This is a genomic window from Acidovorax sp. GBBC 1281 (assembly GCF_028473645.1).
Taxonomy (GTDB): Bacteria; Pseudomonadota; Gammaproteobacteria; order Burkholderiales; family Burkholderiaceae_C; genus Paracidovorax.
Window position 1 is genome coordinate 2,772,480 of the sequence record NZ_CP097269.1, and the last position, 16,661, is coordinate 2,789,140.

The following is a 16,661-nucleotide window of genomic DNA, read 5'->3' on the forward strand; positions in this document are numbered from 1 at the left end:
TAGTTTTATCGCAAAGTTGTTCACCAACTTTGCCCTTTGCGGAACGCCACGGCTTTGTTGCACAAATCGCGATGCTGATGCCCGTAGACTGACTGCGTGACAGAGACGAAGAACAGGCAGCGGAGCAAGTACCGCACGACGAACTGGAAGGCGTACAACGCGGCGCTGAAAGCGCGAGGCTCGTTGACGATGTGGCTAGATGAGGGCATGCAGTGGTTTGGCACGCCGACCGGCAGGCGTGGACGCAGCCGAACCTTCTCGGACGCAGCAATCCAGTTCTGCCTGAGCATCAAGTGCCTGTTCGGCCAGCCCTTGCGACAGGCGCTGGGCATGGTGCAGAGCCTGCTGCGGCTGGCAAAGCTGGACTGGCCGGTACCTGACTTCAGCACTGTTTGCCGGCGCCAAAAGACCTTGCAGGTCGAACTGAGCTACCAGCGAACCAACTCGCCGCTGCAGTTGCTGGTGGACAGCACCGGCATCAAGTTCCTGGGCGAAGGAGAGTGAAAACGCAAGAAGCATGGTGCTGAATACCGGCGCGAATGGCGCAAGGTCCATCTGGGCATCGACGCGCAGACGCTGGAAATACGCGCCATCGAGGTGACCAGCAACGCCATTGGGGATGCGCCGATGTTGCCCGGGTTGCTGGCTCAGATTCCCACTGACGAATCCATCGAAAGCGTCAGTGCCGATGGCGCCTACGACACGCGCGCCTGCCTGGACGCCATTGCCGAGCGGCACGCGATGGCGGTGATCCCGCCCCGCAAGAACGCCAGCCATTGGAAGAAGTCGAGTCCGGGCTCGGCGCATCGTAATGAGGCCATTCGGGCGTGCCAGCGCCTGGGTCGCGGCATTTGGAAGAAGTGGAGCGGCTACCACCGGCGCAGCCTTGTGGAGACGAAGATGCACTGCTTCAAGCGACTGGGCGAACGGGTGATCGCGCGCACGTTCGACCGCCAGGTTGTGGAGCTGCATGTCCGCGTGGCCTTGCTCAATCGGTTCAGTCAGATCGGCCGTCCTCACACCGTGTCGGTGACTGCTGTGGCATAGGTCCGTCTGGGGTTGGGGTCATGCCGTCTGCAATTCGATTTGTGCAACAGCGCCGAACGCCACTACACCTTAGTTTTTCCGCCACTGATCTTTAGTTTTTGCTGGGCGCAGCCACGCTGGCCAGCGCGCGACGCGCGGCTCGCAGGTACACACAGGACTTGCGGCGAAAGCTTTGAGCTGAATCACCGGGCAGCCGTCCGGCCTGTTTACTCAGGTCGCGTCGAGGCCATCCCAGGCACTTGTATTGAGCGCACCCGCGCTGAGCCGTAAGCGCCGTCTCAGCCCCCCTCTTGACGCGGGATCGACGGAAGAACTACAGCAGGTCGCTCTCGCCGTCGTTGACCTCGTCAACGAACGTGTCGTTTGACCAAGCCAGGCCGATGGCCTTGTTCAAGCGTTTGAGCAGGACGTTGAGGCTCTCACCGTCGCGACGCACGAGCATGGCCAGGCAGTTGCTGCCATCGGCGGCCGTGGCGACGCACTCGTGCGGTGGCAGCGCACCGATCGTGATGTCGCCGCCGTCCTCGATCAGGGCCTTGATGTAGTTCGTCCGAGACATCGTCGCTCAGACCTTGATCGCGGCGAGCCGGTCGTTGATCTCGATGCTGTCGAAGGCCAACGGGTCCCAGGTATCGGCACCGATCCATTCGACCAGGTTGTCGTGCTCGGGATCGTCAGGGTTCGCCATGGCCCGCACGAACTCCGCATAGCCCGGTGCGCCTCCGCAATCCTCCGGCGGCGTTGCACAGGCACCGCCGGCACAGAACGGGAGCACGAACTGCGGCATCGGTGCGATCTTCTTCTCGACCTTGATGCGGTGGTCCCAGTAGTCCCCGAAGTCGTAGACGTAGCTCAGCGTCGACCGGTTCAGGGCAGTGGTCAGTCGCGTGCTTTCGCTGGTGATCGAGCCAGGCTCGTCGTGCATCGGGTCTGGCGTGCCATAGCGCTCGCCGTCGCCAGCGATGAACTCGTGCAGATGCGAGTGGCCCCAGCCGAAGGCAGCCTGGACCACAAGATGCAGCTTGGCCAGGGTGATCGTCTCTGGCACCAGGACGCGGCGCCAGACCTTGGGCTTGGTGCCGCGCAATTCAATGTGCAGTTGCAGGATCGCCGCTGGTGCCTTGATCCGTTGGACCTTGCTCGCCATGCTCAAGCTGCTTGTCGTTGGTCTTCGGCGTGTCGGCCGATGTTCCACGGCAGCAACTCGTCGATGCGATTGATCGGATGGTCCGCAATGCGCCCGAGCACATCGCGCAGGTAAGCCTCGGGGTCGAGCCCGTTCAGCTTGGCCGTCTCCACCAGGCTGTAGATGGCCGCGGCGCGCTCGCCCCCAGCGTCCGAGCCCATGAACATGAAGTTCTTGCGGCCCAGGCTCACGCCGCGCAGCGCGCGCTCGGCGGCGTTGTTGTCGATCTCGATGCGACCGTCGTCACGGTAGCGCGTCAACGACCGGAGCCGTGTGAGCGTGTAGCCGATGGCGCGTGCGAGTTCCGACTTGGCACACACCTGCCCGAGCATCCCTCGCAACCAGGCGAACAGTTCCTCGAGCAACGGCCCGGCTCGCGCCTGCCGCTCCCGGCAGCGCTCATCCGGTGGGCGGCCGCGGATGTCGGATTCGATCGCATACAGCGCACCGATGCGCCGAAGGGCCTGTTCTGCAACCGAGCCCTGCGCCCGCCCCTGGCTCTCGTGCAGATCCCAGAATGGTCTGCGCGCATGCGCCCAGCACGAAGCCTCGATGACGTTGCCGTTTGCATAGAGCTTGGCGAAGCCGGCATACGCATCGGCCTGCAACACGCCCTTGAAGTTCTTCAGGTGCGCCTGAGGATGTTCACCCTTGCGGTCGGGCGAGTAACGCAACCACGCCGCGGGCGCGTCTGCACTCGCAGATGACCGATCGTCACGCACGTAGACCCAGAGCCGCCCGGTCTTGGTCTTGCCCCGCCCGGGCGAGAGCACCGCCACTGGCGTGTCGTCGGCGTGGAGCTTGGAGCCCGCCAGCACGTAGCGCCCGAGCGCTGCGACCAGTGGGTGGCGCTGTTGCACAAATCGAATTGCAGACGGCATGACCCCAACCCCAGACGGACCTATGCCACAGCAGTCACCGACACGGTGTGAGGACGGCCGATCTGACTGAACCGATTGAGCAAGGCCACGCGGACATGCAGCTCCACAACCTGGCGGTCGAACGTGCGCGCGATCACCCGTTCGCCCAGTCGCTTGAAGCAGTGCATCTTCGTCTCCACAAGGCTGCGCCGGTGGTAGCCGCTCCACTTCTTCCAAATGCCGCGACCCAGGCGCTGGCACGCCCGAATGGCCTCATTACGATGCGCCGAGCCCGGACTCGACTTCTTCCAATGGCTGGCGTTCTTGCGGGGCGGGATCACCGCCATCGCGTGCCGCTCGGCAATGGCGTCCAGGCAGGCGCGCGTGTCGTAGGCGCCATCGGCACTGACGCTTTCGATGGATTCGTCAGTGGGAATCTGAGCCAGCAACCCGGGCAACATCGGCGCATCCCCAATGGCGTTGCTGGTCACCTCGATGGCGCGTATTTCCAGCGTCTGCGCGTCGATGCCCAGATGGACCTTGCGCCATTCGCGCCGGTATTCAGCACCATGCTTCTTGCGTTTCCACTCTCCTTCGCCCAGGAACTTGATGCCGGTGCTGTCCACCAGCAACTGCAGCGGCGAGTTGGTTCGCTGGTAGCTCAGTTCGACCTGCAAGGTCTTTTGGCGCCGGCAAACAGTGCTGAAGTCAGGTACCGGCCAGTCCAGCTTTGCCAGCCGCAGCAGGCTCTGCACCATGCCCAGCGCCTGTCGCAAGGGCTGGCCGAACAGGCACTTGATGCTCAGGCAGAACTGGATTGCTGCGTCCGAGAAGGTTCGGCTGCGTCCACGCCTGCCGGTCGGCGTGCCAAACCACTGCATGCCCTCATCTAGTGTCCTGTCCCGTTAATTCGCAGGCACGATAGCTGCATGGTTTCGGGCCATCCTTGAGGTGCCGCCATGCCCAATGCAACGACCCGAACAGAAATTGCGCTTAGTGAAGTGGAGCGCGCGGAACTGACGTCCATGGCGCGATCACGTTCGCTGCCAGCGGCGTTGTCGCTCAGGGCGCGCATCGTGCTGACTTGCGAAGGCACAGATAAAGCCAGCACCGCGGTTGCGCAGGCTCTGGGGATCAGTCGTAGCACTGTCACCAAGTGGCGCGGGCGCTATGCGCGCCATCGCATTGCAGGGCTTTACGACGAGTTGCGCCCGGGTCGCCCCCGCACGGTAGATGACGAGCGTGTTGCTGAGTTGATTACCAAGACGTTGCACACCAAGCCTGCTGATGGGGGTACCCACTGGAGCACCCGCACGCTGGCCGCCGATACGGGCATCAGCAAGAGCACGGTGGCGCGCTATCTGCAGACCTTCAACCTCAAGCCGCACCGGGCCGACAGCTTCAAGCTGTCGACCGATCCGCTGTTCATCGAGAAGCTGCGCGACGTTGTGGGGCTGTACCTGAACCCACCTGACAACGCGCTGGTGCTGTGCGTGGACGAGAAGAGCCAATGCCAAGCTTTGGAGCGTACGCAGCCGATGCTGCCAATGGGGTTTGGCTATGTCGAAGGTGTCACGCACGACTACGTGCGCCACGGCACCACCACCTTGTTCGCGGCCCTGAACGTGATGAATGGCCAAGTGATCGCGCAGTGCCGGCCCCGGCATCGTCATCAAGAGTTCCTTGCCTTCCTGCGCGCCATCGACAAGGCAGTGCCCGACGAACTGGATGTGCACTGCATAGCTGATAACTACGCCAGCCACAAGCATCCAAAGGTGCGCGCTTGGTTGGCCGAGCGGCCTCGCTGGCACATGCACTTCGTTCCGACCTATTCAAGCTGGCTCAATCAGGTCGAGCGCTTCTTCTCGATCATCACCACGCGGGCAATCCGCCGTGGCTCGTTCACCAGCGTGAAGGATCTGATCAACAAGATCGACACATTCATCGCGAATTACAACCAGTCCTGCCAGCCGTTTACTTGGACAGCTACAGCAGACTCCATCCTCGAAAAACTCGCCAGACTATGCGGGCGAATTAACGGGACAGGACACTAGCCACATCGTCAACGAGCCTCGCGCTTTCAGCGCCGCGTTGTACGCCTTCCAGTTCGTCGTGCGGTACTTGCTCCGCTGCCTGTTCTTCGTCTCTGTCACGCAGTCAGTCTACGGGCATCAGCATCGCGATTTGTGCAACAAAGCCGCAAACACCAGAAAATGCAGCCCGCCGAGCACTTGCGGCAACCGCTCATAGTCCCGGGAGAGCCTGCGGAACCTCGCCAGCCAACCAAAGCTTCGCTCCACCACCCAGCGCCGCGGCAGCAGTACAAAGCCTTTCTTCGCCTCGGGCAGCTTCACGATCTGCAGATCGATGCCGTTGTCCTGCGCCGCCTTGGATGCCGCCTTACCCGTGTAGCCTTGGTCTGCCCAGGCCCGTTGCACCGTATGGCCAGTGGCCTGCTGCACGTCCTCGCACAACTGGTGCACCTGAGCGCGCTCTTGCTCGTCGGCCGGCGTGACATGTACCGCCAGGAGATGGCCCAGCGTGTCCACGGCCATGTGCACCTTGCTGCCTCGCTTGCGTTTGTAGCCGTCATAGCCTGCACGTGGGCCACTCTCGCAACTCGATTGCAGCGTTCGCCCGTCCATCACCACGGCGCTGGGCTGGCCCTGGCGCCCTTGGGCCACGCGGATGATGGAGCGCAGATCAGAGACCATGGCCTCGAAGCAGCCCGCATCCAGCCACCGCCGGCTCTGCTGGTAAACCGCTTCCCAGGGCGGCAGATCGTTGGGCAGCATCCGCCAGGGCGCTCCCGCGCGCACCAGCCAGCGCAGCGCGTTGAAGACTTCTCGCAGATCATGCTCGCGCTGGGGCGCGTGCTGGTCCATCAGGGTCAGGTAAGGCGCAGCGAAGCTCCATTCTTCATCGCTGACGTCTGTTGGGTAGGGCTTGCGGGGCATCTGCAAACTCTACCCTTGGCTTCGCTCTCACGGAGCAAAGTTCATAACACGCTCTATCAGCATGCCGCTGCTACGTTCATGAACATGGCCCGTTCCCGCACCACTCCTCCCGCCCTCGCGCTGTATGAACAAAAGCGCGACTTCTCGATCACCCCCGAGCCGCGCGGAGGGGCCGAGGCGCCCGCCGAGGCGCTGCGTTACGTGATCCACAAGCACTGGGCCACCCGGCTGCACTACGACCTGCGCCTGGAACTGGAGGGCACCATGAAAAGCTGGGCCGTGCCCAAGGGCCCGAGCTTCGATCCGGCCGACAAGCGCATGGCGGTGCAGGTGGAGGACCACCCGATCGCCTACAACCAGTTCGAAGGGCAGATCCCGGCGCGGCAGTACGGGGCGGGCAAGGTCATCATCTGGGACAAGGGCTACTGGGTGCCGCTGGAGGACCCCGTGAAGGGCTACCGGGCCGGCAAGCTCAAGTTCGAGATCCACGGCCACAAGCTGCAGGGGCGGTGGACGCTGGTGCGAATGCGCTCTCGGGGGCCAAAGGAGGAGCGGCAGCCCGCATGGCTGCTGATCAAGGAACACGACGGGCTGGAGCGCCCGGCGGCCGAGTTCGACGTGGTGCAAGCCATGCCCGACAGTGTGAGCGCCCTGCCCGATCTCCCGGGCGTGCCAGGCCAGGCGCCTCGGCCCGGCAAGGCGCGGGCAACGAAGGCCGCCCGAGGCGCCAAAGCCGCCCAAGCGGTCAAGGCCCCGTTGCCAGCCGAGCTCAAACCCCAGCTCGCCACGCTGGTCCAGGGTCCGCCGCCCGATCTGGCCGACTGGCTGTTCGAACTCAAGTTCGACGGCTACCGGCTGCTTGCGCGCATCGACCGTGGCAAGGTGCGGCTGTTCACCCGCAATGGCAACGACTGGGCCTACAAGATGCCCGACCTCGTGAAGGCCCTGAAGGCGATTCCCATCGACAGCGGCTGGATCGATGGTGAAATCGTGGTGATGGACCGCCAGGGCATGCCGGACTTCCAGGCGCTGCAGAATGCGTTCGAGAACGGCACCGCGGCAGGGCTGGTTTTCTATGCGTTCGACCTGCCTTTCGTGAACGGGGCGGATCTGCGCGCGCTGCCCGTCACGGACCGCCGCGAGGCCCTGCGCGCCATCCTTCCCGGGGGCGAGGGCCAGACCGTGCGCTTCAGCGAGGCCTTCGATGCGGCCCCGGGCCAACTCATCGCTTCGGCCTGCCGACTCGGCTTTGAAGGGGTGATCGGCAAGCGCAGGAGCGCGCCGTATGTCTCGCAACGCTCGGCGGACTGGATCAAGCTGAAATGCGGCCAGCGCCAGGAGTTCGTGATCGGCGGCTACACCGAGCCCAGAGGCACACGCAACGGCATCGGCGCGCTGCTGCTGGGCGTGCAGGACGAAGACGGGAGCCTGCGCTACGTGGGCAATGTCGGCACCGGGTTCAACGAGCGCAGCCTGGCGCAGTTGCGCGAGCGCCTGGAGGCGCTGACGACTTCCAAGAGCCCGTTCGCCAACGCAGCCCGGGGCGCGGCCAAGGTGCATTGGGTGCGGCCGCAATTGCTGGCGGAGGTGGCCTTCGCCAGCTGGACGCACAGCGAACGCATCCGCCACGCCGTATTCCGAGGCCTGCGGGACGACAAGCCCGCCAAGGACATCGTGCACGAGCGCCCTCTTCCCGCCAAGGCGCTGGCCAAGGCTGCCACCCGCGCCAAGCCCTCGACCGCGCGAGCGGACACCCTGCGCGTGACCCACGCTGAGCGCGTCATCGACCCGGAATCGGGCACCACCAAGCTCGATCTCGTGCGCTATTACGCGCTGGTAGCGCCGCTGATGATGGAGCACCTGCACCAGCGCCCAGTCTCGCTGGTGCGGGCGCCGGCCGGTGTCGGTGGCGAGCTGTTCTTTCAGCGCCACCAGGAGCAAGGCAGCCTGCAGGGCGTGCAGCCGCTCAAGGCCTCGCTCTATCCCGGCCATCCGCCGCTGCTGGAGGTGGTAGGGCCGCAGGGCCTGCTGGCCGCTGCGCAGATGAACACGGTGGAGTTCCACACCTGGAATGCCCGCAAGGACCGCATCGACCGGCCCGACCGCATGACGTTCGATCTCGATCCCGGCGAGGGCCTGGCCTGGGACCGCATGCAGGAGGCGGCCACCCTGATGCGCGTGATGCTCACCGAACTCGGCCTGCCGTCGTTCCTCAAGACCAGCGGCGGCAAGGGCCTGCACGTGGTAGTGCCCATCCAGCGCCGGCACGACTGGAATACGGTCAAGGCGTTTTCGCAAGCCATCGTGCAGCACATGGCCCGCACCATTCCGGCCCTGTTCGTGGCCAAGAGCGGTCCCCGCAACCGCGTGGGCAAGGTGTTCGTGGACTACCTGCGCAACGGATTGAGCGCCACCACGGTCTGCGCCTGGTCGGCGCGCTCGCGGCCGGGCCTGGGCCATCTCGGTGCCGCTGGCCTGGAAGGAGCTGGAAACCCTGACGGGCAGTGCAGAGTGGACCGTGCGCAATGTGGACGAGCGGCTGCGCACCGGCAACACCCCCTGGGAGGGCTATGCCGGCGCGGCGGTGTCGATCGCGGGCGCCATGCGCCTGCTGCAGTTCACACCGAAGGCGTGAGCGGCGGCCGCCCGGCCGCGGCAGAGCCGTTCAGGCCCGCAATGGCAGTTCTTCCGCTTCGGTGCGGGTGGTGCGGTGGCCCTTCAGCCCGAGCTTGGCCAGCAGCTTCACATCGGCCTCGCCCTCCGGGTTGCCGGTGACCAGCAGCTTGTCGCCATAGAAGATCGAATTGGCACCCGCCATGAAGCACAGCGCCTGCACGGCATCGCCCATCTGCTGGCGGCCGGCCGACAGGCGCACGCGGGCCTTGGGCATGGTGATGCGCGCCACGGCGATCACCCGCACGAAGTCCAACGGGTCCACCGGTTCGCTGTCGGCCAGCGGGGTGCCGGGCACGCGCACCAGGCTGTTGATGGGCACCGACTCGGGGTAAGGGTTCAGATTGGCGAGCTGGGCGAGCAGGCCGGCGCGGTGCACGGGCGCCTCGCCCATGCCCACGATGCCGCCGCAGCACACGCTGATGCCGGCGCCGCGCACGTGCTGCAGGGTGTCGAGCCGGTCCTGGTAGGCGCGGGTGCTGACCACGTCGGTGTAGTACTCGGGCGCGGTGTCCAGGTTGTGGTTGTAGTAGTCGAGCCCGGCGTCCTTCAGCGCCTGCGCCTGGTGCGATTCGAGCATGCCCAGCGTGGCGCAGGTCTGCATGCCCAGCCCTTTGACGGCGCCGATCAGCTCGCTCACTTTCTCGATGTCCCGGTCCTTGGGCGCGCGCCAGGCGGCGCCCATGCAAAAGCGGGTGGCGCCGGCATCCTTGGCGGCCTGGGCCGCGGCAGTCACCTCCTGCACGCTCATCAGCTTCTCGGCTTTCACGCCGGTGTCGAACTCGGCCGACTGCGGGCAATAGCCGCAGTTCTCGGGGCAGCCGCCGGTCTTCACCGACAGGAGCGTGGCCAATTCGATGTCGCCGGCAGGCCAGTGCTCGCGGTGCACGGTCTGGGCCTGGAACATCAGGTCCATGAACGGTTTGTCCAGCAGCGCCTGGATGGCCTCGACGGACCAGGGCCCGGCGGGCACCTGGGCGACCGGCGGGCGGCGGTGCAGTTGCACGGCTTGCGCCGCGGCGGGGGTGGGTTGGACAGCGGTGGTTGGCATGGTGGGCGGGCCCTTTCTCGTCTGGTTTTTCGGCAGTCCGGCATCTGGCCGGTCGTGGCAGGCGCAGATTCTGGCGGAGCCGGCGGCGCAAATCCAGATCCAGGCCTCACAAACCCGAGCGGGATGGAGTGCCGTTATCTGCAGTCAACGGCCGGCCAGCGATCGGGCTTTTTAACCGAGGTTGCGCGACATTGCCCGCACGATCGCACAGCCGAAAAACCCGTGTCGCTTTCTGTCGCGAAATCATGGCCATCTTTCCGAAAATACCTCGCCCCACCGCGCAGCCATGCCCGGAGTTGCGTGCAGTTGGCGCCAGTGCCGCTGGAGGGCGGCAAGCAATGCCTGCGGATTCGTCAGCCCAGCGCCGCGATCACGTCTTTGGGGGCCTGCACCAGCTCGATGAGCACCCCCTCACCCGCGATCGGAAACTCCGCGCTGGATTTGGGGTGTAGAAAGGTGATGTCGTGCCCCGCCGCACCCTGGCGGATACCACCGGGCGCGAAGCGCACCCCCTGGGCCGTGAGCCATTCCACCGCGCTCGGCAGGTCGTCGATCCACAGGCCGATGTGGTTGAGCGGCGTGGTGTGCACGGCCGGCTTCTTGTCCACGTCCAGCGGTTGCATCAGGTCCACCTCCACCGCATGCGCGCCCCGGCCCATGGCCAGGATGTCTTCGTCGACGTTCTCGCGCTCGCTGCGGAAGGTGCCGGTCTGTTCGAGGCCCAGCATGTCCACCCACAGCGCCTTCATGCGCTCCTTGTCGGTGCCGCCGATGGCGACTTGCTGGATGCCGAGGACCTTGAACGGACGTGCGGTGATGGAATTTGCCATGCGGGCTCCAAAAACGGTTTACTATGATTTTTATAGCGATATGCCATAGTGGAATATGCGCCGCAGGCCAAAACGGGCCTGATCCACGGCGTGCCACCCACAGGCATGCGCCACGCGGTGCCGGCCGGTTCGGGCCTTGCCCGCCCCGCCCGCGCCACCGCGCACGGGGATCACTGGAATTCCAGGATCACCTGGTCCACCGCCAGCGACTCACCCTTGCCGGCCACCACCTTGCCCACGACACCGTCCTGGGTGGCGAACAGGATGTTCTCCATCTTCATGGCCTCGATCACTGCGAGCTTTTCGCCGGCCTGCACCGCCTGGCCGGGCTGCACCGCCACGTCGACCAGCAGCCCGGGCATGGGCGACAGCAGGAACTTGCTCAGGTCCGGCGGCGCCTTGTACGGCATGAGCTGGTGCAGGCGAGCGCCCAGGGGGGACAGCACCATCGCATCGATCTGCGTGCCGTTGTGCGAGATGCGCAGCGCCAGCGGGCTGCGTGGCGTGCCGCGCTCGACCTGTGCGGTGAAGCCCGCGCCGTTGCACTGGCCCTGCACGCGGATCTGGCCCAGCGTGGCCGCGCTGCCGATCTGGTAGCTCTTGCCGCCCACCGACACGGCGCTGGAGCCCGAGCTGCCCTGGAAATCCGTCACCGACACCGCGTGGTGCTCGTTGCGCCCTTCGTGCCCCATCACCACCACCACGAACTGCTCGCCCACCTTCACGTTGTGGCCGGCCAGTTGCCCGCTGATGCCCGAGGCACGCGCACGGTAGCGGCGGTTCATGTACGCCGCCAGCGCCACCAGAAACAGCGGATCGTCGTGCGGCACGTCCTGCGAGGCAAAGCCCTGGCTGTAGTTCTCGGCGATGAAGCCGGTGTTGAAGTCGCCCGCCACGAAACGCGGATGGGCCAGCAGCGCGGCCTGGAACGGGATGTTGCTGCCCACGCCGCGGATCACGAACCCGTTGAGCGCGGCGCGCATCTTGTGGATGGCGTCTTCCCGGTCCTGGCCGTGCACGATGAGCTTGGCGATCATCGAGTCGTAGTACATGGGGATCTCGCCGCCCTCGTACACGCCCGTGTCCACCCGCACGCCCAGCTTTTTGGTGGTATCGGCCTGGAACATCGACTCCTCCGGTGGCTGAAAGCGCACCAGGCGGCCGGTGGAGGGCAGAAAGTTGCGGAACGGGTCTTCGGCGTTGATGCGGCACTCGATGGCCCAGCCATCGCGCCGGACGTCGGCCTGGGTGAGCGGCAGCGGTTCGCCGGCCGCCACGCGGATCATCAGCTCGACCAGGTCCAGGCCGGTGATGCATTCCGTCACCGGGTGCTCCACCTGCAGGCGCGTGTTCATCTCCAGAAAGTAGAAGTCCTGGTCCTTGCCGACCACGAACTCCACCGTGCCGGCGCTCTGGTAGTTCACCGCCTTGGCCAGGGCCACGGCCTGCTCGCCCATGGCCTTGCGCGTCGCGTCGGAGATGAAAGGGGACGGCGCCTCCTCGATCACCTTCTGGTGGCGGCGCTGGATGGAGCATTCGCGCTCGTTCAGGTAGATCACGTTGCCCTGGCTGTCGCCCAGCACCTGGATCTCGATGTGGCGCGGCTCCTGCACGAACTTCTCGATGAAGATGCGGTCGTCGCCGAAGCTGTTGCGCGCCTCGTTGCGGCACGAGGTGAAGCCCTCCAGCGCCTCCTTGTCGTTGTAGGCCACGCGCAGGCCCTTGCCGCCGCCGCCGGCGGACGCCTTGATCATCACCGGGTAGCCGATGTCGCGGGCGATCTCCACCGCGCGCTCGGCCGATTCGATGGCGTCGTTCCAGCCCGGAATGGTGCTGACCTGCGCCCCGTTCGCCAGTTTCTTGGAGGCGATCTTGTCACCCATGGCGGCGATGGAATGGTGCTTGGGGCCGATGAAGACGATGCCCTCCTCCTCCACGCGCTTGGCGAAGGCTTCGTTTTCCGAGAGGAAGCCGTAGCCCGGGTGCACGGCCTGCGCCCCGGTCTGCTTGCAGGCCGCGATGATGCGGTCGGCCTGCAGGTAGCTCTCGCGGCTGGGCGCGGCCCCGATGTGCACGGCCTCGTCGGCCAGCTTGACGTGGCGCGCCTCCTTGTCCGCATCGGAATACACCGCCACGGTGGCGATGCCCATCTTCTTGGCGGTGGCGATGACCCGGCACGCGATTTCGCCCCGGTTGGCGATCAGGATTTTGGTGAACATGGTGTTGGGGAGTGGAGGTGTTCTAACGGGCGGTGTCTTGCGTCTTTTTTGTCTGTCCGGCGGGCACGGGGCTCATGCGTGCCGGTCGATGGCCGGGCTCATGTCTTCCATCCAGAGCACGTTGTCCGAGTACGACTGCAGGTCGGGCGAGAGGTTGGAGGTGGAGCCCGAAACCCACACCTCCTTGTGCAGCTCGGACTTCACGTAGGAGATGGCGTCTTCGAAGTCCCCGTCGCCGGCGGAGAGGATCAGCCGGTCGTACACGTTCTGGGCCGCCAGCTTGATGATCAGCGTGGCGATGCCCACGTCCACGCCCTTTTGCACCGACCGGTCGAACTGGTGGCTGCAGTTGGGGCAGTTGGCGTGCATGCGCTTGAGCTTGTAGAGCTGCACCCGGAACTTCGGCCCGATGGGGGGCGCGGTCTTGATCCAGGAGTGGAACGCGTTCTGGGCATCGGTGGATGGATCGCTCGCCGAGTTCAGGTAGTAGCTCTCGTGGATCGGCCCGCCGTTCAGGCGCGTGATCTCGTTCTTGAGCTTCAGGTAGTCGAAGGGCCGGCCCTTGCCGTAGTTGAAGAGGTAGGCGCCGTCGACGATCCACACGGTTTTCATGGGGCGGGCATCGCTCACAGCGGAATGTTCCCGTGCTTGCGCCAGGGGTTCTCCAGCTTCTTGCCCTGCAGCATGACCAGGCTGCGGCAGATGCGCTTTCGCGTCTCGTGCGGCAGGATCACGTCGTCGATGAAGCCGCGGGCGCTGGCCACGAAGGGGTTGGCAAAGCGCTGCTTGTACTCGGCCTCGCGGGCGGCGAGCTTGGCGGGGTCGTTCTTGTCCTCGCGGAAGATGATCTCCACCGCGCCCTTGGCACCCATCACCGCGATCTCGGCATTGGGCCACGCCAGGTTGACGTCGCCGCGCAGGTGCTTGGAACTCATCACGTCGTAGGCGCCGCCGTAGGCCTTGCGGGTGATGACGGTGATCTTCGGCACGGTGCACTCGGCATACGCGTACAGCAGCTTGGCGCCGTGCTTGATGATGCCGCCGTACTCCTGCGACGTGCCGGGCATGAAGCCGGGCACGTCCACGAAGGTGACCACGGGGATGTTGAACGCGTCGCAGAACCGCACGAAGCGCGCGGCCTTGATGCTGCTCTTGATGTCCAGGCAGCCAGCCAGCACCAGGGGCTGGTTGGCGACGATGCCCACGGTCTGACCCTCCATGCGCGCCAGGCCGATGACGATGTTCCTGGCGTAGTCGGGCTGCAGCTCGAAGAAGTCGCCGTCGTCCACCACCTTGGTGATCAGCTCCTTCATGTCGTAGGGCTTGTTGGGGTTCTCGGGCACCAGGGTGTCGAGGCTGCGGTCCATGCGGTCGGCCGGGTCGTTGCTCGGTCGCACGGGCGGCTTTTCGCGGTTGTTCAGCGGCAGGTAGTTGTACAGGCGGCGCAGCATCATCAGCGCCTCGACGTCGTTCTCGAACGCCATGTCGGCCACGCCGCTGCGGGTGGTGTGGGTGCCGGCGCCGCCCAGCTCCTCGGCCGTGACCTCCTCGTGCGTGACCGTCTTGACCACCTCGGGGCCGGTCACGAACATGTAGCTGCTGTCCTTGACCATGAAGATGAAGTCGGTCATGGCGGGCGAGTACACGGCGCCGCCGGCGCACGGGCCCATGATCATGCTGATCTGCGGGATGACGCCGCTGGCCAGCACGTTCTTCTGGAACACGTCGGCATAGCCGCCGAGCGAGGCCACGCCCTCCTGGATGCGCGCGCCGCCCGAATCGTTGAGCCCGATCACCGGCGCACCCACCTTCATGGCCTGGTCCATCACCTTGCAGATCTTCTCGGCATGCGTTTCCGACAGCGCGCCGCCGAACACGGTGAAGTCCTGGCTGAAGACGAAGACGAGGCGGCCGTTGATCATGCCGTAGCCGGTCACCACACCGTCGCCGGGAATCTTCTGGCCTTCCATGCCGAAGTCGGTGCAGCGGTGCTCCACGAACATGTCCCATTCCTCGAACGTGCCGTCGTCCAGCAGCAGCTCGATGCGCTCGCGCGCGGTGAGCTTGCCCTTCTTGTGCTGCGCGTCGATGCGCTTTTGACCGCCGCCCTGGCGGGCGAGTTGGCGCTTTTGCTCCAGTTGTTCGAGGATGTCTTGCATGGGTCGCTCTTTCGGTGGTGATTCTTTTGCTATTTATTTAATAGCGGTATGCCGGGAGTTTTCTTGTGCTGCGAGCAGATTCCGTGCGGCAGTGGACGCGGCGATGCGCCCGGCCGCCACGTCCGCCTGCAGCGTGGGCAGCAGTGCCCGCACCTCGGGGTGCTGGCGGAACGCATGCCGCAGGCCCGCCTCGATGCGCTCCCACATCCAGGCCAGGGCCTGCTTTTCGCGGCGGCGGGAGAGCCGGCCGCTGGCGGTCTGCAGTTGGCGAAACTGGCTCACGGCGGCCCAGAAGGCCTGCAGGCCCTGGCCCTGCAGCGCGCTGATCTGCAGCACCTTGGGCTGCCACGGGGCGGCATCGGCCTGAACCGGTGCCGGTTCGCTTTCGGCCGGCACCGCGCCGTGGCCCGCTGCCGGCGCCTGGCGGGGGTGGCCCAGCGAGCGCTCGGGGTTGCCGTGCTGGCTCAGCAGCCGCAGGCTGGAGGTGATCTGCGCCTCGGCCCGGGTGGCGGCATGCGGGTCGATGTCGGCCTTGTTGATGACGACCAGGTCGGCGATCTCCATCACGCCCTTCTTGATGGCCTGCAGGTCGTCGCCCGCGTTGGGCAGCTGCAGCAGCACGAACATGTCGGTCATGCCCGCGACGGCGATCTCGCTCTGGCCCACGCCGACGGTCTCCACCATGACGATGTCGTAGCCGGCAGCCTCGCACACCAGCATGGCCTCGCGCGTCTTCTCGGCCACGCCGCCCAGGGTGCCGCTGGACGGGCTGGGGCGGATGTAGGCCTTCTCGTGCATGGACAGGTGTTCCATGCGGGTCTTGTCGCCCAGGATGGAGCCGCCCGACACGGTGGACGACGGGTCGATGGTGAGCACCGCCACGCGGTGGCCCAGGCCGATGAGGTGCAGGCCCAGCACTTCGATGAAGGTGGATTTGCCCACGCCGGGCACGCCGCTGATCCCCAGGCGAAACGACTGGCCGGTGTGCGGCAGCAAGGCGGTGAGCAGCTCGTCGCCCTGCGCGCGGTGGTCGGCGCGGGTCGATTCCAGCAGCGTGATCGCCTTGGACATGGCCCGGCGCTGCACGGCCTGGGCGCCGTGGAGGATGCCGTCCAGCCAGCCGCCGGCCGAAGGTGGCCGATGGGGCGAAGCCACCGCCGCAGAAGCGGGTAAAGAAGCGGGCGAAGGCAGAGGCGCGCTCATTCGGCACCCTCCTCGGGCCGCCACTCGTAGTGCACGTCCACGTCTTCCTCGCCCGTCTGCACGAAGCCATGGCGCTGGTAGAAGCGGTTGGCATCGCTGCGCTGCAGCGCGGTCACGCGCAGCACGGAGCCTTCGCGGCGCGCCCGGTCCTGCACCTGGGCCAGCACGGCGGCGCCCACGCCGGCGCCCTGCCAGTCCGGGTGCAGGTACAGGTGCTGCAGCCGCAGCGCCCCGTCGCCCTCGGGCAGCACGGTGACGAAGCCCATGCGCCGCCCGTCGGATGCGACCAGGTGCTGCATGTGCTCGGGGGTGAAAGCCGCGCGCAGCCGCTCGCGCGAGCGCTCCGGCGTGTAGCGGCCCACACGCTCCAGGCTCTCGCGCATGGCCGCAGTGCGCAGCGCCAGCATGGGCTCGAAGTCCGCTTCGGCCACCGGATGCCAGGTGAATGCGGGGGCGGTCAATGCGGCACCTCCACG

General features: G+C 65.9%; 11 protein-coding genes and 5 pseudogenes. 3 read left to right on the forward strand and 13 right to left on the reverse strand.

All coding sequences use genetic code 11. From position 1 onward, the window contains the following. The first annotated feature begins 96 nt into the window (after positions 1 to 96). A pseudogene (locus tag M5C96_RS12875) lies at positions 97 to 1,047 on the forward strand (IS5 family transposase). A gap of 313 nt (positions 1,048 to 1,360) precedes the next feature. On the opposite strand, the gene M5C96_RS12880 reads toward M5C96_RS12875, so the two are convergent. The 4 genes and pseudogenes from M5C96_RS12880 to M5C96_RS12895 all read right to left on the reverse strand — a co-directional run. Next, on the reverse strand, positions 1,361 to 1,606 hold the full coding sequence (locus tag M5C96_RS12880) for a hypothetical protein (RefSeq protein WP_272563685.1): 246 nt from the start codon (positions 1,604 to 1,606) through the stop codon (positions 1,361 to 1,363). A gap of 6 nt (positions 1,607 to 1,612) precedes the next feature. Next, positions 1,613 to 2,194: a plasmid pRiA4b ORF-3 family protein gene (locus M5C96_RS12885; RefSeq protein WP_272563684.1), complete on the reverse strand. Its 582-nt coding sequence runs from the start codon at positions 2,192 to 2,194 to the stop codon at positions 1,613 to 1,615. A 2-nt stretch (positions 2,195 to 2,196) separates the two neighbouring features. After that, positions 2,197 to 3,078: pseudogene (tnpC, locus tag M5C96_RS12890) on the reverse strand (IS66 family transposase); the annotation flags it as partial. Between the two features lie 56 nt (positions 3,079 to 3,134). Next, a pseudogene (locus M5C96_RS12895) lies at positions 3,135 to 3,986 on the reverse strand (IS5 family transposase); the annotation flags it as partial. A 66-nt stretch (positions 3,987 to 4,052) separates the two neighbouring features. Here M5C96_RS12895 and M5C96_RS12900 point away from each other — a divergent pair. Further along, positions 4,053 to 5,147: an IS630 family transposase gene (locus M5C96_RS12900; RefSeq protein WP_272563777.1), complete on the forward strand. Its 1,095-nt coding sequence runs from the start codon at positions 4,053 to 4,055 to the stop codon at positions 5,145 to 5,147. On the opposite strand, the pseudogene M5C96_RS12905 reads toward M5C96_RS12900, so the two are convergent. Then, positions 5,145 to 5,246, reverse strand: a pseudogene (locus M5C96_RS12905) (IS5/IS1182 family transposase); the annotation flags it as partial. The gene M5C96_RS12900 and the pseudogene M5C96_RS12905 sit on opposite strands and share 3 nt — an antisense overlap. An 18-nt stretch (positions 5,247 to 5,264) precedes the next feature. Next, on the reverse strand, positions 5,265 to 6,050 hold the full coding sequence (locus M5C96_RS12910) for an IS5 family transposase (RefSeq protein ID WP_272569486.1): 786 nt from the start codon (positions 6,048 to 6,050) through the stop codon (positions 5,265 to 5,267). Between the two features lie 84 nt (positions 6,051 to 6,134). Between M5C96_RS12910 and ligD the strand changes: the two are divergent. Next, a pseudogene (ligD, locus tag M5C96_RS12915) lies at positions 6,135 to 8,685 on the forward strand (DNA ligase D). 30 nt (positions 8,686 to 8,715) lie between these two features. Here the strand turns inward: ligD and bioB are convergent. From bioB to M5C96_RS12950, 7 genes are all read right to left on the reverse strand, one after another. Then, on the reverse strand, positions 8,716 to 9,774 hold the full coding sequence (gene bioB, locus M5C96_RS12920) for a biotin synthase BioB (protein WP_272569487.1): 1,059 nt from the start codon (positions 9,772 to 9,774) through the stop codon (positions 8,716 to 8,718). Between the two features lie 353 nt (positions 9,775 to 10,127). Beyond that, complete coding sequence (locus M5C96_RS12925) at positions 10,128 to 10,604, reverse strand: VOC family protein (RefSeq protein WP_272569489.1); 477 nt, start codon at positions 10,602 to 10,604, stop codon at positions 10,128 to 10,130. A gap of 170 nt (positions 10,605 to 10,774) precedes the next feature. Beyond that, complete coding sequence (locus M5C96_RS12930; protein ID WP_272569490.1) at positions 10,775 to 12,823, reverse strand: acetyl-CoA carboxylase biotin carboxylase subunit; 2,049 nt, start codon at positions 12,821 to 12,823, stop codon at positions 10,775 to 10,777. Between the two features lie 72 nt (positions 12,824 to 12,895). After that, positions 12,896 to 13,435 carry an NYN domain-containing protein gene (locus M5C96_RS12935; protein WP_272569491.1) on the reverse strand — a complete coding sequence of 180 codons (540 nt, stop codon included), beginning with the start codon at positions 13,433 to 13,435 and terminating at the stop codon, positions 12,896 to 12,898. A 14-nt stretch (positions 13,436 to 13,449) separates the two neighbouring features. Next, entirely contained in the window at positions 13,450 to 14,982 is a 1,533-nt protein-coding gene (locus M5C96_RS12940; RefSeq protein WP_272569492.1) for an acyl-CoA carboxylase subunit beta, read from the reverse strand. Between the two features lie 33 nt (positions 14,983 to 15,015). After that, the gene (gene meaB / locus M5C96_RS12945) at positions 15,016 to 16,053 is read right to left on the reverse strand and encodes a methylmalonyl Co-A mutase-associated GTPase MeaB (protein WP_272569705.1); all 1,038 of its coding nucleotides are present in this window, start codon (positions 16,051 to 16,053) and stop codon (positions 15,016 to 15,018) included. 128 nt (positions 16,054 to 16,181) lie between these two features. Next, on the reverse strand, positions 16,182 to 16,646 hold the full coding sequence (locus tag M5C96_RS12950; protein WP_336297899.1) for a GNAT family N-acetyltransferase: 465 nt from the start codon (positions 16,644 to 16,646) through the stop codon (positions 16,182 to 16,184). Positions 16,647 to 16,661 lie beyond the last annotated feature (15 nt).